We start from the raw sequence: 22,643 nt of genomic DNA on the forward strand, positions 1-22,643 counted from the left end.
AGCGGGTTTACCCGCGAGGAGGCCGGCACAGGAGAACACCATCCCCACTGGCCTTGAACAGGCCGAGCGCGTAATCTCCGGCCATGCCACCCGTCGCCCGTTTGTTCTGGATCCTGTTGCTCGCCTGCCTGAGCCCGCTGGCCTTGGGCGAGCGCCTGCGCCTGGTGACCGACGACTGGGCACCCTATGCGTACCAGCACAACGGCCAGCCGCACGGTATCGACTACGAAGTCACCACCCTGGTGTTCGAACGCCTTGGCGTCGAGGTGGAATGGCAGTTCCTGCCTTGGAAGCGCTGTCTGGCAATGATTGAGCAAGGCCTGGCCGACGGCATCATGGACGTCTTTCAGACCGAGTCGCGCCAGCCATACCTGGTATACGCCCCCGAGCCCATGTCGCAGGTCGAGTTCGTCCTCTTCCAGGCTCGCGCACGTCGCCATGCCGTCAATAGTCTGGATGACCTTGTCGGCCTCACCGTTGGCACCTCACCCGGCTACGCCTATGGTGCAGCGTTCACCGAGGCCGTACATTTCAAGCGCGAAGCCGCGCCTACTCATGAAGCCAACTTCGGCAAGCTGATGCTAGGCCGCATCGACCTGGCAATCACCGACCGCAGGGTTGGGCATTACCTGCTGCGGCATCTGGGCCTGCAGCAACAAATCGAGGAACTGCCACTGGTGATCAGCCGTCAGCCACAGTATTTGGGGTTGGCGCGCAAGCCGGGGCGGGAGGCACTGGCCCAGGCCTTCGCCGCGGAACTGCGGCGCTTCAAGCAGGAACCGGCCTACGAGGCAATCAGCAACCGCTACACAAGCCACAGCGGAAACATTCTCAACGCCGTTGAGCAGCAGGAAAGCAGCACAGCGCGATAGCTCTGTTATACTCGGGCCTTCCCGCCCGGCTCACGCCCGGACGCTCGGCCTCGCAACAGGCATCCCGATCGGCATCGACGCGCCTTCGCGTCCACCCTCCGTTACCCGGATGTGCAGTGAAAGCCCAGCTGGACCGGACGCGATCGCATCCCACCGATGCCCGTCGCGCCAGGCAGAACATCCCAAACGGGCCCAGCCCACACGAGAACAGGATTGCCCATGTCCTTTGCTTCCCTCGGTCTCTCCGAGGCTCTTGTCCGCGCTATCGAGGCTGCGGGCTATACCCAGCCGACCCCCGTGCAACAGCGGGCGATTCCCGCCGTGTTGCAAGGCCGCGACCTGATGGTCGCCGCACAGACAGGTACTGGTAAAACCGGCGGTTTCGCCCTGCCGATCCTTGAGCGCCTGTTCCCGGCTGGCCACCCCGACAAGTCGCAGCGCCATGGCCCACGCCAACCTCGCGTACTGGTCCTGACCCCGACCCGCGAGCTGGCAGCCCAGGTGCATGACAGCTTCAAGGTCTATGCCCGTGACCTGCCACTGGTCAGCGCCTGCATTTTTGGCGGCGTCGGCATGAACCCGCAGATCCAGGCGATTGCCAAGGGTGTAGACGTGTTGGTCGCCTGCCCGGGCCGCCTGCTCGACCTGGCAGGCCAAGGTAAAGTTGACCTGGCCCACGTGGAAATCCTGGTGCTGGACGAAGCCGACCGCATGCTCGACATGGGCTTCATCCACGATGTCAAGAAGGTCCTCGCCCGCCTGCCGGCCAAGCGCCAGAACCTGTTGTTCTCGGCTACCTTCTCCAAGGACATCACCGACCTCGCCGACAAGCTCCTGCACAACCCGGAGCGTATCGAGGTCACCCCGCCGAACACTACCGTCGAGCGTATCGAGCAGCGCGTCTACCGCCTGCCCGCCAGCCACAAGCGCGCGCTGCTGGCGCACCTGATCACCCAGGGTGCCTGGGAGCAGGTGCTGGTGTTCACCCGCACCAAGCACGGCGCCAATCGCCTGGCCGAGTACCTGGAAAAGCACGGCCTGACCGCCGCCGCGATCCACGGCAACAAGAGCCAGAACGCCCGCACCAAGGCACTGGCCGATTTCAAGGCCAACAGCGTTCGCGTACTGGTCGCCACCGACATCGCCGCCCGTGGCCTGGACATCGACCAGCTGCCACACGTGGTCAACTTCGAGCTGCCGAACGTCGAGGAGGACTATGTCCACCGTATCGGCCGTACCGGCCGTGCCGGGCGCTCGGGCGAGGCCATTTCCATGGTCGCGCCGGATGAAGAAAAACTGCTCAAGAGCATCGAGCGGGTGACCAGGCAAAAGATCCCGGACGGCGACCTGATGGGCTTCGACGCCAGCCAGGTAGAGGCCGAAAAGCCTGAAGTGCGCGAACGCCAGCAGAACAACGGCCGTGGTGGCCGTAACCAGCAGGCCCGCGGCGAAGGCGGCAAAGACGCCAACGGCGGCCGAAAGGACAAGGGCAAGGATAAAGGCAAGGCCAAGCAACAGGCTGCGGACAAGCCGGCCGACAAGGAAAAGAGCGGCGACAAGCAACAGCAACAACGCAAGCCGCGTGACAAGAAGCCGCGCCAGCAGCAACAGCAGGCCAGCAACAGCAGCGTTCCGAGAGTACCTGCCGACCGTGACCCGGAAGAGTTCCTGGACGACGAGATCGACAACTTCGGCAACCGCGCCGATTATGTCAGCCCGTACCAGAACAAGAACCAGGGCCGCAATCGCCGCCCAGGTGGCAATGCCGGCCAAGGTCAGGCTCAAGGTAACGGCCAGCGTAGCAATGCGGGTGGCCAGGGCCGCAATGGTGGCCAGCAGCGCAGTGGCGGTGGCGAGAAACGCCCGGCCCGTGCCAACAACGGTGGCGGTGCCCGTCGTGATGGCGGCGGCCGTGGTCGCCCGGCCCGGGAAGATGCTGCTCGGCAAGAGCCTGCGGTGCGCAACCCGCGCCAGCCGGAAAAACAGCCGGTGATCATCCGCAAGGAGTCCAAGCTCGACCGTTATCCGACGCCAGAGCAGCTGGATGACCTGCCAAGCCGCCCGCGCGGTGAGCGCCCGGCGCTGCTGACCCGCAAGGGCTAAGCCTGGAGCCTACAACGGGAAACAAAAACGCCGCCCAATGGGCGGCGTTTTTATTGCCAAGGCAATACTTACTTCTGCTTCACACCTTCGACACTGATATCCAGATCCAGGGTCTGCGAGGTAGCGCCCGGGCCCTTGATGCCGAAGTCGTTCAGGTTCAGCGTGGTGGTGGCGTTGAAACCAGCGCGCTCGCCGCCCCATGGGTCCTTGCCTTCACCGTTGAAGGTGGCCTTGAAGGTAACCGGCTTGGTCACACCGTGCATGGTCAGGTCGCCGGTCACGTCAGCGGTCTTGTCACCAGTCGGCTTGACGCTGGTGGAGACGAACTTGGCTTGCGGGTACTTCTTCACGTCGAGGAAGTCGGCACTGGAAATATGCTTGTCACGCTCGGCGTGGTTCGACCACAGGCTGGCGGTTTTCAGGTCGACGTTGATCTTGCTGGCTTCAGGCTTGGCGCTGTCCCAGGTGAAGTTGCCGTCGAAGTCCTTGAAGGTACCGTGGATGAAGCTGTAGCCCAGGTGGCTGATCTTCCAGTCAACGAACGCGTGCTGGCCTTCCTTGTCGATCTTGTACTCGGCAGCCATGGCCTGGCCAGCGGAGAACAGAGCGGTACCGAGCGCCAGTGCGGCAAAAGTCTTTTTCAACATCCTTACTTCCTTCCTATGCAATTGAGGTTGAGAGTCAAGCTTTGCGGCCCAGCATGCGGGTCAGGGTCGCGTCACGGTCGATGAAATGGTGCTTGAGCGCTGCCAAGGCATGCAGCACGGCAAAAATCACCAAGCCCCAGGCCAGCCAGAGATGAATCACGCCAGCCAGGTCTGCCTGGTCGGGCAGGTCGCTGACCAGTGCCGGTACTTCGAACAGGCCGAACACCGGAATGCCGACACCGTCGGCGGTGGAAATCAGGTAACCGGCGATCATTACCGCGAACAGCCCCACGTACAGGGCCAGGTGGCCGAGCTTGGCCGCCAGGCGGGTGAGTGCGCCATGGTTGGCCGGTGCCGGTGGTGGCGGGCTGATGAAGCGCCAGACCACCCGCAGCAGCATCACCGCCAGCAGCACCAGGCCGATGCTCTTGTGCAGGTCCGGGCCGGCCTTGCGCCAAGGGCTGTAGTAGTCGAGGCCGACCATCCACAGGCCCAGGCCGAACAGGCCGAAGACTGCCAGAGCTACGCCCCAGTGCAGGACGATGCTGACCACGCCGTAGCGAGAAGGTGAATTGCGCAGTTGCATGTTGACGTGTTTCCCCGTGAAAGCTGTGCACAGACTAACGCGTAACGTATCGAAGAAAAGCGGAAAAAATTGCTCTGGATTATCGAAAAATCCGATATTTATTTTGTAAGCTTCCCATTAAGGAAACATTAAAGATAGTTGGGTAATCAGCGGTTACCAGTGCCGGCCCGTTCGCAGCACAAGGCTGCTCCTACAGGACGGCGTAGTACCTGTAGGAGCAGCCTTGTGCTGCGAAGAGGCCAACTCTGTCAATAAATCAACCAGCCTTGGCCTGGGTATTGGCCACAGCTTTCTTGGCCGGCTCGGACTTGGCAGTCGCCTTTTTGGTCTGGGCTGGCTTGTGCGCCGATGCATGCTTGGCAGGTGCAGCCTTGGTCGCAGCAGGCTTGGCCGCCGCTTCCTTGACCACAGCCGCTGGCGCAACCGGGGCCGGCGCGGCTTGCGGCGCTGGCGCAGGTGCCGGCGCCACGTCCTCGGCCTTGGCAATCGGCTCGGCCTTCACCTCAGGCTTGTCCGCCCCGCCAAACAGGCGCTTGAAGAAGCCCGGCTTTTCCTGCCTGGCCTCATCGACCGGCTTCGGCTCAGCTTTGGCCGGGGCCTTGTCCGCCTTGTCGCTCTTGTCGGACGAACCACCGAACAGGTTGGAGAAGAACCCGCCCTTGCTCTCCTTGGCCGCTACGGCACCTGCCGCTGCCGCCGCCACCGGTGCCGCCTTGGCCGGGTCGAACGACTTGCCGGCCAGCAGGTCCTGCACCTGGCTCGCCGCGCGCTGGCCACTGCGCAGGGCGCCTTCCAGGGTGCCTGGGTAGAGGGCGTCGGTATGCTCACCGGCAAAGGTGATGCGCTGCACCGGGCGCTCCCACAGGCGCCAGTACTTGCTGATCTGCCCCGGGCCATAGGCCAGGTAGGCGCCACCGGTACTGGCGTCGGTGCTGTAGCGCTTGACCTCGTAACCGGTGAATGAGCCACGGGCCTGCGGGTAGAACGCATGCAGGCGGATCAGCACCTGGTCGACCATCTGCTTGTCGCCGAACGCCTGCAGCAGGCGGGCGTTGTCGCCCGACAGGTTGATCACCACGTTGGCGCCACCTTTGAGCGCGGGCTCGATCCACAGCATGCCCAGACCAGCGTTACTGAAGATTTCGCCCGACATGCGCGCGCGGCTTTCCCACACCGGTTTCTTGAACTTGAGCATCAACTGGTCGCGCCAGCCATAGTTGGTGCCTTTCAACGCCGCCAGGTGCTGGCTGTCCAGGCCCGGGGTCATCTGAATCTTGGCCAGGGCGCGCAGGGGCACGGCCATGACCAGGTAGTCCGCCTGGTAACCGACGCTGCCGACCTTGACCGTGACGCCGTCCTTGTCCTGGACGATGGAGGTCACCGGCGAACTGGTCTTGATGGTCTTCAGTTGCTTGACGAAGGCCTGGGCCAGCACCGGGCTGCCGCCGGGCAGGCGCGCGGCACGCAGGTCACGGTCGCTGACGCCGCGATACACACGGTTCTGCTGGGCAAAGTACAGCAGCGACAGGCGCGATGGCTCATCGTAGCGGGTACGGATCTGCTGGTTGATCAGCTGACGGGCAGTGGTCGGCAGTTGCAGCTTGTCCAGCCAGGTGGAGACGTTGATCTGGTCGAGGGCGAACAGCGTGCTGGTGGCCTGCGGGTTCAACGGGTCGTCGATCGATCGGGCCAGGTCGTCGAGGGTTTTCTCGTAACGTTTGAGCGCCTCGGCGGTGGCCGGCTGCCTGGTGGCCAGATCGGTGGCGCTGAAATACTCGCCGTCGATCAGGTAACCGGGGGTGCGCACGAACTCCGGTGCAGGCAGTGTTTCAAGTTTGAAACGGTCGAGGTACTGGTTGAGCACCGGCTGCGCCTTGGCGTTGCCGATCCACTCGCTGGTGGCCAGGCCCGAGCGCCCGCCCATGCCCGACTTGGCTTCCAGCAGCGTCACCTGCCAGCCTTTGTTCTGCAGCTCATAGGCGGCCGTCAGGCCCGCCAGGCCGCCACCCACGACGATCGCCGAGGGTGTCTTGTCCTTTGCCAGCGCGGCGCCGCTGGACACACCAATCAATACCAACGCGCACAGGCGCACCCAAGCAGCAGCCATGTCGGCGAACTCCGAGTCAGGGGGTTACAGAAACGGGGAGAGGCAGAAATGCCCCGGGAGAGATGCGTTAAGAATACGTCAGGTCTGCCGACCCTGCCAGCACAGCGACATCAAGTGCTTTTGGCACCTCACATTTTTGCCTTTGTCCATGCAGCATGGCGGCAAGCAAAGTTAGCCCTTCCGGGAACAGAGGCGGTTGTCCTGCCCTGCCGCATTGCTTAGGCTTACGCCGTCGAACCAAGCCGCAAAGCCAGGAGAAGTGCCGATGGGCCTCAATGATCAGTGGATGCAACGCGACCTCAAGGTCCTGTGGCACCCCTGCACCCAGATGAAAGACCACGAGCAGCTGCCGCTGATCCCGATCAGGCGCGGCGAAGGCGTGTGGCTGGAAGACTTCGAAGGCAAACGCTACCTGGATGCGGTGAGCAGCTGGTGGGTCAACGTGTTTGGCCACGCCAATCCGCGTATCAACCAGCGCATCAAGGACCAGGTCGACCAACTGGAGCACGTGATCCTGGCCGGTTTCAGCCACCAGCCGGTGATCGAGCTGTCCGAGCGCCTGGTGGCCATGACCCCGGCCGGCCTCGACCGGGTGTTCTATGCCGACAACGGTTCGTCATGCATCGAAGTGGCGCTTAAGATGAGCTTCCACTACTGGCAGAACGTCGGCAAACCGGGCAAGAAGCGCTTCGTCACCCTGACCAACAGCTATCACGGCGAAACCATCGCCGCCATGTCGGTCGGCGATGTGCCGCTGTTCACCGAAACCTACAAGGCGCTGCTGCTCGACACCCTCAAGGTGCCCAGCCCCGATTGCTACCTGCGCCCCGAAGGCATGAGCTGGGAAGAGCACTCGCGCACCATGTTCCAGGCCATGGAGCAGACCCTGGCCGAGCACCACGCCTCGATCAGCGCGGTGATCGTCGAGCCGCTGATCCAGGGTGCCGGCGGCATGCGCATGTACCACCCGGTGTATCTCAAGCTGCTGCGCGAGGCCTGCGACCGCTACGACGTGCACCTGATCCACGACGAGATCGCCGTGGGCTTCGGCCGCACCGGCACCATGTTCGCCTGCGAACAGGCCGGCATCCGCCCGGACTTCCTGTGCCTGTCCAAGGCCCTGACCGGCGGTTACCTGCCGCTGGCAGCCTGCCTGACCACCGACAAGGTGTACCAGGCGTTCTACGACGACTACCCGACCCTGCGCGCGTTCCTCCACTCGCACAGCTACACCGGCAACCCGCTGGCCTGCGCCGCGGCGCTGGCGACCCTGGACATATTCGAGCAGGACAACGTGATCGAGGCCAACAAGGCGCTGGCCACACGCATGGCCAGCGCCACCGCGCACCTGGCCGACCACGCGCATGTGGCCGAGATTCGCCAGACCGGCATGGCCCTGGCCATCGAGATGGTCCAGGACAAGGCCGGCAAGGTCGCCTACCCGTGGCAGGAGCGGCGTGGCCTGAAGGTGTTCGAGCATGCCCTGACGCGTGGCGCCCTGCTGCGCCCGCTGGGAAGCGTGGTGTACTTCCTGCCGCCCTATGTGATTACGCCGGAGCAAATCGACTTCCTGGCAGAAGTGGCCAGCGAAGGCATCGACATTGCCACCCGCGATAGCATCAGCGTGACCGTACCGGCCAACTTCCACCCCGACTTCCGCGACCCGGGCTAAGCCCGAAAGCCGCCGCCGAACCCTGTGGGAGCGGGTTTACCCGCGAATGCGATTGTGAGTCCACCGCCGCTTTCGCGGATAAACCCGCTCCCACAGGGTCACATGACCCCTTTTCGTCCGAGCTGAACCATGAGACTGTCCCGCTTCTTCATCGACGCCCCCCTGAGCCTTGGCGAGCACGACCTGCCCGAAGCCCATGCCCACTACATCGGCCGCGTACTGCGCATGGCCCCCGGCGACGCCGTGCAGTTGTTCGACGGTAGCGGCCAGGAATACCGCGGCCAATTGCTCGAAGTGGGCAAGAAAACCGTCCGCGTCAGCCTTGACCAGGCCCTCGCCGGCCAGGCCGACTCACCGCTACATGTCCACCTCGGCCAGGGTCTGTCCCGTGGCGAGCGCATGGACTGGGCGATCCAGAAGGCCACCGAGCTGGGCGCCAACGAAATCACCCCGGTCGTCAGCGAACGCTGCGAAGTGCGGCTAAAGGACGAACGCGCCGACAAGCGCCTGGCCCATTGGCGCCAGGTGGCGATCAGCGCCTGCGAACAATGCGGCCGCTCGACCTTGCCGGTCATCCACCCGCCAGTGACCCTGGCCGAATGGCTGAACAGCGCCAAGGCCGACCTGAAACTGGTCCTGCACCCGGTCGCCGAACCGCTCACCAGCCACGCCAGGCCTGCCACCCTGGCCTTCCTGATAGGCCCCGAAGGCGGCCTGAGCGAAGCGGAGGTCGAGCAGGCCAAGGCTGCCGGCTTCCACGCCGCACGCCTCGGCCCTCGCGTGCTGCGCACCGAAACCGCACCGGTGGTGGCACTATCGGTGGCGCAGCAACTGTGGGGCGACTTTTAACTAACGCACGTAGAGCGACACCGCCACGAAGTGCATGAGGCTGCCGGCGATCACGAACAGGTGCCAGATGCCATGCCAGTGGCGGAAGCGGCTGTCGAAGGCGAAGAAGATGATGCCGACGGTGTAGAACACCCCGCCGGCGGCAAGCCAGGCAAAGCCGGCGCTGCCGAGCGAGTGCAGCAACGGCTTGACCGCCACCAGCACGATCCAGCCCATCACCGCATAGATGATGATCGAAAGGATCCGTGCCTCGGAGCGCGGCTTGATCTCCTGCAGCATGCCGATTACCGCCAGCCCCCAGACCACCCCGAACAGGCTCCAGCCCCAGGGGCCGCGCAGGCTGACCAGGCAGAACGGCGTGTAGCTGCCGGCGATCAGCAGGTAGATCGACAGGTGATCGAGCTTGCGCATGATCACTTTCGCCCGCCCGCGAGTGCTGTGGTACAGGGTAGAAATGCTGTACAGCAACAGCAAGGTGCCGCCGTATATGGAGAAACTGACGATTTTCCACGGGTCGCCCTGCAGACCCGCTACCACGATCAGCCAGATGGCACCGATACAGGCCAGGACGGCACCGACCAGGTGGGTCCAGGCGTTGAAGCGTTCACCGTGATACATGCAAACACAGACCTCCTGAGGTGGGCTGGGTTCCTGCGTCCTTCTGTTCCGGCCTCTTCGCGGGTAAACCCGCTCCCACAGGTACGGCACCGCCCTCAGGCTTGTGGGATCCTTGTGGGAGCGGGTTTACCCGCGAAGAGGCCCTGCGCCTTCCATCCTACCCAAACTCAGGTTGCAGTTCCGCGTCACGCACCAGCCGTTCCAGCCCGACCAGGTCCGGCACCCGCGCCACCTGTTCGCCCACCTGCACCGCCGCCAGCTCCAGGCGCCCCAGCGCCACGTCCACGTAGTTAAGCTGGCTGTCGAGCTTGCACGAGCGCGGAATGTCCTGCAGCAACACTGCCAGGTAACGCAGCCCGGTATCACCCAAAGCATTGAGCACCACCACGCGCGCCCGCTCGCCGCAAGGTGTCTCGCCACCGCATGCGGCCTCGAAGCCGATCAGCGGCAGGCGCTGCTGGCGCCAGTCGATCCAGCCAAGGTGCCAGGCCGGTTCACCGCGCTGGCACACCAGGTTGCGCTGGCCACTCAGTTCGGCCACCGCCACGTTGGGCAACACCAGGGTACGGTCGCCCAATGGCAGCAACAGCCCGGTCAGGCTGCTGCGCTGGCCGGCGATCAGTTCAAGCATGGGTCTGGCTCCAGTGGGCAATGCTCTGCAACAGGACCGACTCCTGGTACGGCTTGCCCAGGTATTCGTTGACGCCGATGGCCATGGCACGGTCGCGGTGCTTCTGCCCGGTACGCGAGGTGATCATGATGATCGGCAAGTCTTTCAACCGCTCGTCACGACGGATACGTGTGGCCACCTCGAAGCCGTCCATACGCGGCATCTCGATGTCCAGCAGCAACACATCGGGGCGGTGCTCTTCCAGCAAGGCCATGGCATCGACCCCGTCCTTGGCCGTCAGCACGCTCATGCCGTGGCGCTCCAGCAGGCGGCTGGTGACCTTGCGCACGGTCACCGAGTCGTCCACCACCATTACCAGCAACGCCCGCCGTGGCGCCGGGCCGAGCACCTGGCGCTGGGCTGCACCGCCGCCCGGCAGGCGCGCCCGGCGCCGCTGCTGGCCACGCAACTGGCCCAGCAGGTCGAGAATCAGCACCACCCGGCCGTCGCCCAGCAGCGTCGCCCCCGACAACCCGGCCACCGCAGCAAACTGCGGCCCCAGGCTCTTCACCACAATCTCGCGGCTGGGCGACAGGCTGTCGGCCTGGATGGCGAACGATTGCTCCTGGGAATGCACCAGCAGCACCGGCAGCGGCACGCTCTGCCCGAGCAGTGCCGGACGCGGCAGGCCCTGCAGCAGCTCTCCCAGGTAGTGCAGCTCGTATTCGTGACCAGCGTACACATAACGCGGGGCGTCCAGCTGGTAGCACGCCGCAAGCTCGGCCGGCGGCACGCGGACGATACCCTCGATGGTGTTCAGCGGAATCGCGTACTGCTCTTCGCCCAGGTGCACCATCAGCGCACGGTTGACCGACACGGTGAACGGCAGGCGGATCAGGAAGCGCGCGCCCTTGCCCTGGGCCGATTCGATACTCATCGAGCCGCCCAGCTGCTTGACCTCTTCGTGCACCACATCCATGCCCAGACCACGCCCGGAAATCTGGGTGATCTTCTCGGCGGTGGAAAAACCCGGGCGCAGGATGAACTGGAGAATCTCGTGATCGCTCAGTTGCGCCTGCGGGTCCAGCAGGCCTCGTTTGATGGCCTTGCGGCGCACCGCTTCCAGTGGCACGCCGGCACCGTCGTCGGTCATTTCGATAACGATGTCCGCGCCTTCGTGCAGCAGGTTCAGGTGAATGGTGCCCTGCTCCGGCTTGCCGGCGGCCAGGCGCATTTCGCGGCTTTCCAGGCCATGGTCGACGGCGTTGCGCAGCATGTGCTCCAGCGGCGCCACCATGCGTTCAAGCACGCTGCGATCCAGCTCGCCCTCGGCGTTGCCGACCACCAGTTCCACCTGCTTGCCCAGTTCGCTGGCCACCTGCCGCACCACACGCTGCAGGCGTGGCACCAGGCGCTCGAAGGGCACCATCAGGGTGGCGGTCAGGCCTTCCTGCAACTGGCTGTTCACCCGCGCCTGCTGCTGCAGCAGGCTGTAGGCCTCCTGGGCGCGCTGTGCCAAGGTTTCCTTGAGGTCGAGCAAGTCCGAGGCGGACTCGAACAGGGCCCGCGACAGCTGCTGCAACTGCGAATGGCGGTCCATTTCCAACGGGTCGAAGTCGTCATAGGCATCGCCTTCGAACTGCTGCCGGCTGGAGATCCGCCCTTGGGTCTCGATGTCCAGGCGCAGCAACTGGTCGCGCATGCGCTCGAGGGTGGTTTCCATCTCGTTGAGGGTGAACTGCGCATCGTTGACCTGCTGCTCGATGCGCCCACGAATGATCGAGTGCTCACCAGCCAGGTTGCCCAGATCGTCCAGCAAGTCGGCATCGACCTTGACCATGTCGCCTGGCGCCCGCTCCGGGGCTGCCGCCGGCGCCTCGCTGGTGGCAGCCCCCACCGGCCCCTGGCCCGCCGCACTGTCAGTCAGCGCCGCGCTGCTGAAGTTGCGGATGTAGTCGATCAGCGCCGTGGCGGCATGCAGCGGCTGGCCCAGACGCACGGCATCGAGCATGTGCGCCAGGCGGTCGTGGCAGTTCTGCAGCAGGGCGAACAGTGGTGCGCTCGGCGGCAGGCGGCCAGCAGCCAGCAGCTCGTAGAGAAATTCCAGTTCGTGGGCCAGGTCGCCGATCGGCGCAATTTCGACCATGCGCGCCACCCCCTTGAGGGTGTGCAGGTCGCGCATCAGGTTATCCACCTCGACGCTGCTGCGTGGGTCGGCTTGCCAACGCGCCAGGGCTGCAGCGGCACTCTCGACGATGTCCGAGCTTTCTTCGAGGAAGACTTCCAGCAGCTCTTCACCAGGGCTTTCCGGCTCTTCGATCAGCGGCTCAGCCGCAGCCGGCAGCAAAGGGTTGTGCGCCAACCCCAGGCCAAGGGTATCGGCAAGGTCCATGTCCGGGTGCAGCGGCGTGACCGTGTCGATGCCCACCAGGCCAGTGGCCTCCGGTGCCAAGGCCTGGCCCAGCAGGTTGCGCAGGCTGTCGACCAGCTCCGGCCTTGCCGGGATGTCCTGCCCGGCCGCCACTTCGTCGAGCATGTCCAGCAGGGCCTCATGGGCCCGCTGCGCGTGAGCGAAGAAGCGCGCATCGGCGGGCAGGCTGCCCTCCTCCACGGCGCCGTACAGGTCGAGCAAGGCCTCGCACACGTCATCCATCTGCCACAGCTCGGCCAGGTGCGCGGCGTGGCCCAGGGTGGTCAGTTCGTCGAGCAGAGTGTCCAGCGCATCGCGCTGGCCGGGTTGTTCCTGCCAGCGCGACAGCAACGACTCGGCATCCAGCAGGATATCCATAGCCTGTGCCAGGAAGCTGGCGATCAACTGCGGGTCACGCTTGCTGCGCCGCATACGCTGCGGGTCGTCATGCAAGCTGGCCAGGTGCCCATCCACTGCCTGGCCGACCTGCTCGATCAGCTCCGCGGCGCCGGGGATGGCCGCCAGCGGCGTGCTGTCGAGTTGTGCCAGGCCTAGGTGGAACAGCGAGCGCGCAGCTTCCAGCCATTCGATCTCGGCCATTTGCAGGGGCAGTTGGTGGCCCTTGTATTCCCGAGCCAGGCGGTCGAAGGCGGTGGCCAGTTCGGCGACCGGCATCACCCCGGCCATGGCCGCACTGCCCTTGAGCGTATGCAGGGCACGCTGCAGGCCATCGCTGACCAACGTGTCATGGCCGTCGGCGCCCTGCAGAAAAGCATCCAGGCTGGCCAGGTGGCCCTGCGCCTCGCTGCGGAAAATATCGAGCAATTGCGGGTCGAGGCCGTCGATCTCGGCCGCTGCCGGGGTATCGTTTTCTGCCAGGGCATGCAGGTGCCCGGCCAGTTGCTCGATTTCCGTCAGTTGTGGTAACTGGCCGGCGGCAAAGTCGGCCAGCAGGTCGGGCAGGTGGACGAACACCTGCTGCAGGGCCACTACACCTTCCGGGGTGAGCACACTGCGGCCCTCAAGCACCCGGTTCAGCAGGTGCTCAGCGCCCCAGGCCAGCTCGGCCACCGCCTCGGCATGCACCATGCGGCCGCTGCCCTTGAGCGTATGCAAGGCGCGACGCACTTCTCCCAGTGCCTCGCGCTGCTGGTTGTCGGCACGCCAGCGCAGCCAGTGGCGCTCGATTTCCGGCAGCAGTTCACCGGCCTCGTCGAGAAACACTTCGCGCAACTCGTCATCAATGCCATCAGCGCTGCCATCGTGGCCTGCAGTGGCCTCGACCAGCGCGCAGTGCACGCCCAGCGTCGCCAGGCTGGCGTGCGCCATGTCGATGAAGGGCTGGCCATCCGCCAATGGGTCCGCCACCCGCCATTGCAGGTAGCATTCGGCGGCACTCAAGGCCTCGGCCAGGTGCCGCAGCTCGTCGGCTGGCGGCTCCACCTCCAGGTGCTGCAGCCAGCGCTGCACATAGCTGGCGCAACCGGCAAACAGCTCGGCCACGGCCGGCAACATCAACATCGCCAGAGCCCCGCGAATCTGCTGCAACAACCCTGGCAAGGCTTGCAGGCGTTGCCGCGGCCAGTCGGATTCCAGGCAATCGCCGATAAGGTCCTTGGCCTGCTGCAGCACATTCAGCGACTCGTTCAACACCAGTTGGCGGATTTCGGCCAGGTCCGAGCCCGGCAGGCCGCCCTGGCCGTTTTCCTCCAGCGGGCCGACCATGCCATTGAGCGTGGCCTCCACATACAGCAGGGCCCCCGCTACATCCATCAACACCGCGTCGTCCACCGCCCGCTCGCCCTGGGCCAGGGCCTGTAGCGCCAGCACCTGGTCGATGATCACCCGACGTGGCTGCTGAAAGCCCAGCACCGCCAAGGTGTCGGCCACGTGGCGCAGCGGTGCCAGCAGGGCATCGAGCTGCTCGCTGTGCTGGCGATCACCGCGCACGAACTGGTCCAGGCGCTCCTTTATGCGCATCAGGTCGTCGCACAGCGCGGTCACCACCGAGCGCAGGGCATCGCGGCCCGGCCCGGCCTGCAACTGCTCGCGCCAGTTGCCCAGCGACAGGTCGAGGTTGGCCAGGTCGTCGGCGCCAGCAAACCGTTGGGTGGCTCCGCTGATCAGGCTGGCCTGGGCCAATGGCTCCTCGCCACGGCAGGCACGCAGCTGGTTGAGCAGCGGCAGCATCACCAGGGGCAGGTCGTGGCGGGCGCCGCGCAAGCGTTCCAGATACGACGGCAATTGCTCCAGGCCGCGGAACAATGCACCCAGGCAATCACCGCGAGGGCTGACCTGGCCATCGGCCAAGGCCTTGGCGAACAGCTCCAGTTCTTCGGCCAGGCGCGTGGCCCCGCGCAGTTCGAGCATGCGCAGGCAACCATGCACCTGGTGCAGGTTGTCGACCACGAACGCCAGCATCGACAGGTCGCCCGGCTCGCCGGCAAAGCGCTCCAGTGCCTGGCGCGCTTGGCCCAGGCAGTCCAGGATGGCGGCCTTGGTCCAGGCCAGCGCCACCGTGTCGTGACGCTCCGGGCTTACAGCAACTACAGCCATGGGCACTCCTCAGCGCTGCTCGTCAGTTGGGCTCTGCTGGGGCGGCAGGGTGAACCCGGACACCGAACGGCGCATTTCGCTGGCCATGCGCGCCAGGTGCCGGATGCTGTCGGCGGTGGCGCTGGAGCCGGCGGAGGTCTGCGCGGTAATCTGCTGGATGACCGCCATTGTATGGGAGATCTGCCCGGCCGACGAAGTCTGCAACTGTGCAGCGTCCGAGATGCTGTGGATAAGGTCGGCGAGGTTCTGCGATACGCCTTCGATCTCGGCCAGCGCCACCCCGGCATCCTGGGCCAGGCGGGCACCGCGCACCACTTCGGCGGTAGTCTGCTCCATGGAGATCACCGCCTCGTTGGTATCGGCCTGGATGGTGCGCACCAGCGCCTCGATCTGCCGGGTGGCCGACGATGAGCGTTCGGCCAGGCGCTGTACTTCGTCGGCGACCACGGCAAAACCACGGCCGGCCTCGCCGGCCAGCGAGGCCTGAATCGCCGCGTTGAGGGCAAGGATGTTGGTCTGGTCGGCAATGTCGTCGATCAGGCTGACAATGTCACCAATTTCCTGGGAAGACTCACCGAGGCGCTTGATCCGTTTGGCAGTGTCCTGGATCTGCTCGCGAATGTTGTCCATGCCGTTGATGGTGTTGTGTACCACCTCGTTGCCCTTGTTGGCGATCGCCACCGAGCGCTCGGCCACCTTGGCCGACTCGTAGGCATGTGCCGAAACCCGGTCGATCGACTCGACCATGTCGCCAACCGCCTCGGACGCCTCGCTGATCTGCTCGGCCTGGTGCTCGGAGGCCTTGGCCAGTTGGCGTGCGGTGTTCTGCGTGTCCTGCACAGCGGCAGCGACCTGCATGGCGCTGTGGTTGATGGTAGCGACCAGATCGCGCAATTGGTCCACGGAATAGTTGATCGAGTCGGCAATGGCGCCGGTGAAGTCTTCGGTCACCGACACGGTCACGGTCAGGTCGCCGTCAGCCAGCTCCTCGATTTCGTCGAGCAGGCGCATGATTGCCTGCTGGTTGCGTTCGTTTTTTTCCGCCGTCTCGCGCAGTTGGCGATTGGTGGTGCGTACCATGACCAGACCGATGAGGATGATCGAAGCCAGCGCCAGCAGGCCCAAGGCATAGCCGCCGACGGTGTCGAGGGTGCGCCCACCGGCCAGGTTCTCGAAACCGTTGGCCAGGTGCGAGGCCTCGTCGAGCAGGGTTTGCGACAGGCTGAAGATGTTGCCCGCGGCCTCGCGCACGCGGAACAGTTCCGGTGAGGTTTCGAGGATTTCATCCACCGAACCGGCAACGAACTGGAACAACTCGGCGATTTCGGCCAGGCGCGCACGGGCGTCGGCGTCCTCGACACGGGTCACCTGGATCGCCGCGTTGCCACTGAGCATACCCTCGAGCACCTGGCCGAAGCGCCCGGCATCGCGGCCAAAGGCGTCGGCTGCCTGGGCCGCAGTGTCGTCACCGGCCAACACGGTGTTGACCGAGCCGAGGATGCGTTCGGCCAGCAGCAGCTGGCGCTGGGCCACTGCCACCTGGGTGGCCGGGGCACCGCTTTGCAGCAGGATCTCGACCACTTTCTCGTATTCCACCTGCAACTGCGGCACGGTCTCGGCCAGGGTCGCCGCCACCTGGTGCAGCGACAGCACGGTCTGCTCGCTGGCCAGGATGGTATCGGTGTTCCTGCGCAGGTTTTCCCAGTCGCGGCGTACCGTTTCCATCTCGTCACGCACCGTGGGCGGTGCAGGTGGCAGGCCGGTGGACTTGTCCCCCTGGCGCAGGTAGCCCCAGCGCCGTTCGAAATCGTTGCGCGCATCCGACAGCAGCTTGAAGGCCAGGGCCTTGCCGGCGGCGGCTTCAGTGGCGTTCTTGGCGATGCGCTGCGACAGTACACGCAGTTCGCCGGCATGGCCGATGTACTGCTTGTCGTAGTTGGACTGGGTGTTCAGATAAGCAAAGTTGGCGAACAGCAGGATGATCGACAGGATCAGGATCAGGAACAGCACGGTGATCTGCGCGATGCTGCGGGTACGTGGGGTCACGGTGGTGACGGGGGTGACGGGCTTGTTCACGTTCGCAGGTCCTATAACGCCACATCGAGAAAGCCCGGCGCCTGGGCCAGGGCGAAGGGGCTGAAGATCGCCCAGTTGCGTTCACGCGGGAAATGCCCCCGCACGAAGGGTGCAGCGGCGCGAATCAGAGGCTGTGGTGGCGACAGCTGCAGGCTGTCCAGGGCAAAGTGCTGCAGGCCCAGCACCTCGTCCACCAGCAGGCCGACGAACAGGTCCTCGTGGTCCAGCACCAGTACCCGCCGCTGCTTGCCCGGGGCGGCGTGGCCCAGACCGAAAAAGCTGCTCAGGTCCATTACCGGCAACAGCCGGCCGCGCAGGTTGGCCACCCCGCACACCCACGGCTGCACGCCGGGGACGCGGCTGCTGCGCGGTTCACGCAGCACCTCGGCCACCTCCCCCATGGGCGCGACGAACCACTGCCCGGCAATGCGAAAGCCGATACCGCTCCACTGCTGCAGGCGGTTGTCCTGCGGCGGCTGGTCGGCGACCAGCAGGCGGCAACGCCGGTCGATGTCCAGCAACAACTCGAAGGCCGTCAGCGACGCGCCCTGCGGGCGGGTGGTCAAGCTCCCAGCACTTCTTTGAGCTTGGCGATCAGCGCATCCTCTTCCACCGGTTTGGTCAGGAAGTCACGGGCGCCCTGGCGCGTGGCCCAGATACGGTCGGTTTCCTGGTCCTTGGTGGTCACCACGATCACCGGGATGGCGCTGGTTTCCGGGTCCTTGCTGAGCTGGCGGGTGGCCTGGAAGCCGTTCATGCCGGGCATGACGATGTCCATCAGCACCGCGTCGGGCTTGTCCTGCCGGGCCAGGGCCACGCCATCGGCACCGTTGCTGGCCTTGAGCACCTGGTAACCGTGCTTTTCCAGCCATTCGGTCAATCTGTACATCTCTGTCGGCGAGTCGTCGACAATCAGAACTCGGGCCATGCTGTTTCCCCATCAGGAAAGTAGAACCGTGCCATGGCGGGGCGCGGTCAGGGTGCGTGTTGTTGGGCTGCGGCAAAGCCGGGCACGTGGGCGCGGATCGCGTCGAGCAGTTCTTCCTTGCTGAACGGTTTGGTCAGGAACTGGTCGGAGCCGACCACCCGGCCACGGGCCTTGTCGAACAGGCCGTCGCGTGACGACAGCAGAATGACCGGGGTGTCCTTGAAGGCACTGTTGTGCTTGATCACCGCGCAGGTCTGGTAGCCGTCCAGGCGCGGCATCAACACATCGACGAAGATGATGCTGGGCTGGTGGTCGACGATCTTGGCCAGGGCATCGAAGCCATCGCTGGCAGTGATCACCTCGCAGCCCGCTTCACCGAGCAACATCTGCGCGGTGCGGCGGATCGTGCGCGAATCGTCGATCACCATCACCTTCAGGGGTTGTTCCATCTGTTGGGCTACCATTTGCCGAAATCCTGGGGCCATCGTGGGAGCGGCGTTGCGTCGCGAAAGGGCTGCGCAGCAGCCCCATGGGCCTGTCATTCAGCACTATGACTGGCATTTTTAGCACACTCCGGGTGGCCATTCCATCTGCCGCGCCCCTTGACCGGCAGCGCTCACAGCGCCACCCTGAGCCACTTTTCTTTCGATCCATCGCGGCCATTCGCCGCCAAGAGGAACCACCCCATGAGCGTTCGCCTCGGCATTGTCATGGACCCCATCGCGTCCATCTCCTACAAGAAGGACAGCTCGCTGGCCATGCTGCTGGCCGCCCAGGCACGCGGCTGGAGCCTGTTCTACATGGAGCAGCGCGACTTGTACCTGGGCGCCGGCCAGGCCCGTGCGCAGATGCGCCCGCTGAAAGTGTTCGCCGACCCGGCCCGCTGGTTCGAATTGGGCGAGGAGCAGGACAGCGCACTGGCCGACCTGGACGTGATCCTGATGCGCAAGGACCCGCCCTTCGACATGGAGTTCGTCTACAGCACCTACCTGCTGGAGCAGGCCGAGCGCGAGGGCGTGCTGGTGGTCAACCGCCCGCAGAGCCTGCGCGACTGCAACGAGAAACTGTTCGCCACCCAGTTCCACCAGTGCATGGCGCCGACGCTGGTCAGCCGCCGCGTGGACATTCTGCGCGAGTTCGCCGACAGCCGGGGTGACGTCATCCTCAAGCCACTGGACGGCATGGGGGGGGCGTCGGTGTTCCGCCACCGCAAGGACGATCCCAACCTGTCGGTGATTCTGGAAACCCTGACCCGGCACGGCAACCAGCAGATCATGGCGCAGGAATACCTGCCGCAGATCAAGGACGGCGACAAGCGTATCCTGATGATCGACGGCGAGCCGGTCGACTACTGCCTGGCGCGCATCCCGGCCAGCGGCGAGACCCGTGGCAACCTGGCCGCCGGCGGCCGTGGCGAGGCACGCCCACTGACCGACCGCGACCGCTGGATCGCCGCCCAGGTCGGCCCGACCCTGCGCGAGAAGGGCCTGCTGTTCGTGGGCCTGGACGTGATCGGCGACTACCTCACCGAGATCAACGTCACCAGCCCCACCTGCATCCGCGAGATCGATGCCGCCTACAACACCGATATCGGCGGGCAATTGATGGATGCCATTGATCGCCAGCTGAAGGCGCGCTGACCGCCGACGCACGGCAACAACCCAGAGTGGGGTATGATGCGGGTCCTTTTTGCCTGGCCTGCTACCCCGCCCTGCGGTTGCTGGATACCCGATGACGCTGCCTGCTGACATCCCCGCCGACCTGCTGCCCCCCCGTGTTCGCCCGGCGGACCGGCTCGGCTTCACCCTGTTCCTGGCTGTCCTGGTGCACCTGGCGCTGCTACTTGGCGTCGGTTTCAGCGTGGTCAAGCCTGCCGAAATCCGCCACACCATGGACATCACCCTGGCCACCTTCAAGAGCGAGAAACCGCCCGAGAAGGCCGATTTCCAGGCCCAGGACAACCAGCAGGGCAGCGGCACCCTGGACAAAAAAGCGGTGCCCAAGACCACCGAACTGGCGCCGTTCCAGGACAGCAAGATCAACAAGATCACCCCGCCGCCCGCCGCGAAGCCCGAGGTGGTACCGCCCCCTGTCCCGCAGAAGTCGGCGGTAGTGACTACCGCGCCCAAGCCACAGAAGGTCGAGCCCAAGCCCAAGGAAAGCAAGGCGCAGCCCAAGCCGGCCACGCCAGCGCCAGACTTCGACAGCTCGCAGCTGTCCAGCCAGATCGCCAGCCTGGAGGCGGAGCTGTCCAACGAGCAGCAGATGTATGCCAAACGCCCGCGAATCCACCGCCTGAACGCCGCCTCGACCATGCGCGACAAGGGCGCCTGGTACAAGGAAGAGTGGCGCAAGAAGGTCGAGCGGGTAGGTAACCTGAACTACCCCGATGAAGCACGCCGGCAGCAGATATACGGCAACTTGCGCATGATGGTGTCGATCAACCGCGATGGCTCGCTGTACGAGGTGCTGGTGCTGGAGTCGTCCGGGCAGCCGGTGCTGGACCAGGCGGCGCAGCGCATCGTGCGGCTGGCAGCGCCGTTTGCACCGTTTACCGGGGACCTGGCCGAATTTGACCGGCTGGAGATCATCCGCACATGGCGCTTTGCCCGTGGGGACCGTTTGTCCAGTAACTGAGTTTTTGCCTTGGGTGTAGGGCTTTGGGTACGCGGTGGCGCGGATATAGAGCGCCGCCCGCGCGGCGCTTCGCGGGACAAGCCCGCTCCCACATTTGTTGCAACGTGGCCATGTCTGTTAGGCCATGGTTGTCAGCCTTGTTGGTCTGACTCAATTTCTCGGCTGGCGCTGCCGCCGCCTCACCAGTCTCAAGACATGCACCAAGGCAGGCAACCATGGCCTGACAGGTTCGGCACGTTGCAACAAATGTGGGAGCGGGCTTGTCCCGCGAAGCGCCGCGCGGGCGGCGCTCGATCCCACAGGCGCTGAAACCCTCAAGACAGGCGCCAGCGCAGGCGACACAAAACCGCACCTTGTCAGCCTCGCCACCTGGCGCCACACTATCCCCCATGAAAACCCTCACGCCGAGCTACCTCAAGCATCAGTTCCTGATCGCCATGCCGCACATGGCCGACCCGAACTTCGCCCAGACCCTCACGTACATCGTCGAGCACAACGCCCATGGCGCCATGGGCCTGGTGGTCAACCGGCCACAGGAGCTGAACCTGGCCGACATCCTCGAGCAACTGCGCCCGGACGAAATGCCACCGGCCAGTACCTTGCAGGTGCCGATCTACCTGGGTGGCCCGGTACAGACCGACCGTGGCTTCGTGCTGCACAGCAGCGAGTGCAGCTTCCAGGCCACCGTGGCACTGGAAGGGCTGTCGCTGACCACCTCGCAGGATGTATTGCTTGCCATCGCCGCCGGAGCAGGCCCGAAACAGAGCCTGATTACCCTGGGCTATGCCGGCTGGGAAGCGGGCCAACTGGAAGCGGAGCTTGCCGACAACGCCTGGCTCAACTGCCCGTTCGACCCGGAAATCATCTTCGGCCTGACCAGCGACCTGCGCCTGGAAGCCGCCGCCGCCAGCCTGGGGATCAACCTGAATCTGCTGACCAGCCAGGCGGGCCACGCCTGATGGCTGAACTGCAACCTGAACTGCGTCTGCTGCTGGGCTTCGACTACGGCAGCAAACAGATCGGCGTGGCCGTCGGCCAGGTGATCACCGGCCAGGCCCGCGAGCTGTGCACCCTGAAAGCACAGAACGGCGTGCCGGACTGGGCCCAGGTGGAAAAGCTGATTGCCGAATGGAAGCCCGACGCCATCGTCGTCGGCCTACCGTTGAACATGGACGGCACGCCCAGCGAAATGAGCGCCCGCGCGGAAAAGTTCGCCCGCCGCCTGAACGGCCGCTTCAACTTGCCCGTGCACACCCACGACGAACGCCTGACCACCTTCGAGGCCAAGGGCGAGCGCATGGCCCGTGGCGGCCAGCGCGGCAGCTACCGCGACAACCCGGTCGATGCCATCGCCGCCGCCCTGTTGTTGCAAGGCTGGCTGGAGGCCAATACCTGATCATCTTTGCCGCCGGGCCCGCCCGGCGCCCCCTTCCGAGGAGCCCGCAATGAGCCTACCCAATCCCGCCGAGCTGATCCGGCAGATGGCTGACGACCTTCGCGCCCACCTGGCCCGCCGGGCAATTATCGAGCCGCGTTACATCGGTATCCGCACCGGTGGTGTCTGGGTTGCCCAGGCCCTGCAGGAGGCCATGGGCGACACTAGCCCCATGGGCACTCTGGACGTCTCGTTCTATCGCGACGACTTCAGCCAGAACGGCCTGCACCCACAAGTGCGCCCGTCCGAGCTGCCGTTCGAGGTCGAGGGCCAGCACCTGGTGCTGGTGGATGACGTGCTGATGAGCGGCCGCACGGTGCGCGCCGCGCTCAACGAACTGTTCGACTATGGCCGCCCGGCCAGCGTCACCCTGGTCTGCCTGCTGGACCTGGATGCCGGCGAACTGCCGATTCGCCCTAATGTGCTCGGCGCCACCCTGTCGCTGGCCGCCCATGAACGGGTAAAATTGACCGGACCCGCACCGCTCGCCCTCGAGCGCCAGGACCTCGCCTCCGCTTCCGCCCTTTAAGAGTCCCC

General features: G+C 65.1%; 19 protein-coding genes. 9 read left to right on the forward strand and 10 right to left on the reverse strand.

Annotated elements, in window-relative coordinates; translation table 11 throughout:
- Window positions 1-83: 83 nt before the first annotated feature.
- Complete coding sequence (locus CAY82_RS01595) at window positions 84-872, forward strand: ABC transporter substrate-binding protein (protein WP_087499655.1); 789 nt, start codon at window positions 84-86, stop codon at window positions 870-872.
- 219 nt (window positions 873-1,091) lie between these two features.
- On the forward strand, window positions 1,092-2,975 hold the full coding sequence (locus tag CAY82_RS01600) for a DEAD/DEAH box helicase (protein ID WP_087499656.1): 1,884 nt from the start codon (window positions 1,092-1,094) through the stop codon (window positions 2,973-2,975).
- Window positions 2,976-3,043: 68 nt separating this feature from the next.
- Here CAY82_RS01600 and CAY82_RS01605 read toward each other — a convergent pair whose 3' ends face one another.
- From CAY82_RS01605 to CAY82_RS01615, 3 genes are all read right to left on the reverse strand, one after another.
- Complete coding sequence (locus tag CAY82_RS01605; protein WP_087499657.1) at window positions 3,044-3,622, reverse strand: YceI family protein; 579 nt, start codon at window positions 3,620-3,622, stop codon at window positions 3,044-3,046.
- 34 nt (window positions 3,623-3,656) lie between these two features.
- A complete protein-coding gene (locus tag CAY82_RS01610) occupies window positions 3,657-4,208 on the reverse strand; it encodes a cytochrome b (protein WP_087499658.1) in 552 nt (183 codons plus the stop codon).
- A 256-nt stretch (window positions 4,209-4,464) separates the two neighbouring features.
- A complete protein-coding gene (locus tag CAY82_RS01615) occupies window positions 4,465-6,315 on the reverse strand; it encodes a flavin monoamine oxidase family protein (protein WP_087499659.1) in 1,851 nt (616 codons plus the stop codon).
- Window positions 6,316-6,580: 265 nt separating this feature from the next.
- Here CAY82_RS01615 and CAY82_RS01620 point away from each other — a divergent pair, with 265 nt between their 5' ends.
- Complete coding sequence (locus CAY82_RS01620) at window positions 6,581-7,987, forward strand: adenosylmethionine--8-amino-7-oxononanoate transaminase (protein ID WP_087499660.1); 1,407 nt, start codon at window positions 6,581-6,583, stop codon at window positions 7,985-7,987.
- Between the two features lie 129 nt (window positions 7,988-8,116).
- Window positions 8,117-8,836 carry a 16S rRNA (uracil(1498)-N(3))-methyltransferase gene (locus CAY82_RS01625; protein WP_087499661.1) on the forward strand — a complete coding sequence of 240 codons (720 nt, stop codon included), beginning with the start codon at window positions 8,117-8,119 and terminating at the stop codon, window positions 8,834-8,836.
- Here CAY82_RS01625 and CAY82_RS01630 read toward each other — a convergent pair whose 3' ends face one another.
- The 7 genes from CAY82_RS01630 to CAY82_RS01660 all read right to left on the reverse strand — a co-directional run bounded on the left by CAY82_RS01630 (window position 8,837) and on the right by CAY82_RS01660 (window position 18,483).
- Window positions 8,837-9,454: a hemolysin III family protein gene (locus tag CAY82_RS01630; protein WP_063911994.1), complete on the reverse strand. Its 618-nt coding sequence runs from the start codon at window positions 9,452-9,454 to the stop codon at window positions 8,837-8,839.
- Window positions 9,455-9,611: 157 nt separating this feature from the next.
- Window positions 9,612-10,085 (reverse strand): chemotaxis protein CheW, encoded by a 474-nt coding sequence (locus CAY82_RS01635; protein ID WP_087499662.1) that lies wholly within the window; start codon window positions 10,083-10,085, stop codon window positions 9,612-9,614.
- Window positions 10,078-15,030 carry an Hpt domain-containing protein gene (locus CAY82_RS01640; RefSeq protein WP_087499663.1) on the reverse strand — a complete coding sequence of 1,651 codons (4,953 nt, stop codon included), beginning with the start codon at window positions 15,028-15,030 and terminating at the stop codon, window positions 10,078-10,080. The genes CAY82_RS01635 and CAY82_RS01640 overlap by 8 nt, the downstream gene beginning before the upstream one ends.
- A 9-nt stretch (window positions 15,031-15,039) precedes the next feature.
- Window positions 15,040-17,076, reverse strand: a complete 2,037-nt coding sequence (locus CAY82_RS01645) for a methyl-accepting chemotaxis protein (RefSeq protein ID WP_256576212.1) — start codon at window positions 17,074-17,076, stop codon at window positions 15,040-15,042.
- A 41-nt stretch (window positions 17,077-17,117) separates the two neighbouring features.
- The gene (locus CAY82_RS01650; protein ID WP_087499665.1) at window positions 17,118-17,672 is read right to left on the reverse strand and encodes a chemotaxis protein CheW; all 555 of its coding nucleotides are present in this window, start codon (window positions 17,670-17,672) and stop codon (window positions 17,118-17,120) included.
- A complete protein-coding gene (gene pilH / locus CAY82_RS01655; protein ID WP_012274551.1) occupies window positions 17,669-18,034 on the reverse strand; it encodes a twitching motility response regulator PilH in 366 nt (121 codons plus the stop codon). Before pilH ends, CAY82_RS01650 begins: the two co-directional genes overlap by 4 nt.
- 47 nt (window positions 18,035-18,081) lie before the next feature.
- Window positions 18,082-18,483, reverse strand: a complete 402-nt coding sequence (locus CAY82_RS01660; protein WP_003257770.1) for a PleD family two-component system response regulator — start codon at window positions 18,481-18,483, stop codon at window positions 18,082-18,084.
- A gap of 237 nt (window positions 18,484-18,720) precedes the next feature.
- Between CAY82_RS01660 and gshB the strand changes: the two genes are divergently transcribed.
- The 5 genes from gshB (at window position 18,721) to pyrR (ending at window position 22,635) form a co-directional block, all read left to right on the forward strand.
- Window positions 18,721-19,674: a glutathione synthase gene (gshB, locus tag CAY82_RS01665; protein ID WP_087499666.1), complete on the forward strand. Its 954-nt coding sequence runs from the start codon at window positions 18,721-18,723 to the stop codon at window positions 19,672-19,674.
- A gap of 91 nt (window positions 19,675-19,765) precedes the next feature.
- The gene (locus tag CAY82_RS01670) at window positions 19,766-20,671 is read left to right on the forward strand and encodes an energy transducer TonB (RefSeq protein ID WP_087499667.1); all 906 of its coding nucleotides are present in this window, start codon (window positions 19,766-19,768) and stop codon (window positions 20,669-20,671) included.
- Between the two features lie 389 nt (window positions 20,672-21,060).
- A complete protein-coding gene (locus CAY82_RS01675; RefSeq protein WP_087499668.1) occupies window positions 21,061-21,630 on the forward strand; it encodes a YqgE/AlgH family protein in 570 nt (189 codons plus the stop codon).
- Window positions 21,630-22,067: a Holliday junction resolvase RuvX gene (ruvX, locus tag CAY82_RS01680; protein ID WP_087499669.1), complete on the forward strand. Its 438-nt coding sequence runs from the start codon at window positions 21,630-21,632 to the stop codon at window positions 22,065-22,067. The genes CAY82_RS01675 and ruvX overlap by 1 nt, the downstream gene beginning before the upstream one ends.
- 49 nt (window positions 22,068-22,116) lie before the next feature.
- Window positions 22,117-22,635, forward strand: coding sequence for a bifunctional pyr operon transcriptional regulator/uracil phosphoribosyltransferase PyrR (gene pyrR / locus CAY82_RS01685; protein WP_087499670.1), 519 nt, complete (start codon window positions 22,117-22,119; stop codon window positions 22,633-22,635).
- Window positions 22,636-22,643 lie beyond the last annotated feature (8 nt).

The sequence above is a fragment of the Pseudomonas sp. SID14000 genome, from assembly GCF_002165135.1.
In the GTDB taxonomy this organism is placed as follows: Bacteria; Pseudomonadota; Gammaproteobacteria; order Pseudomonadales; family Pseudomonadaceae; genus Aquipseudomonas.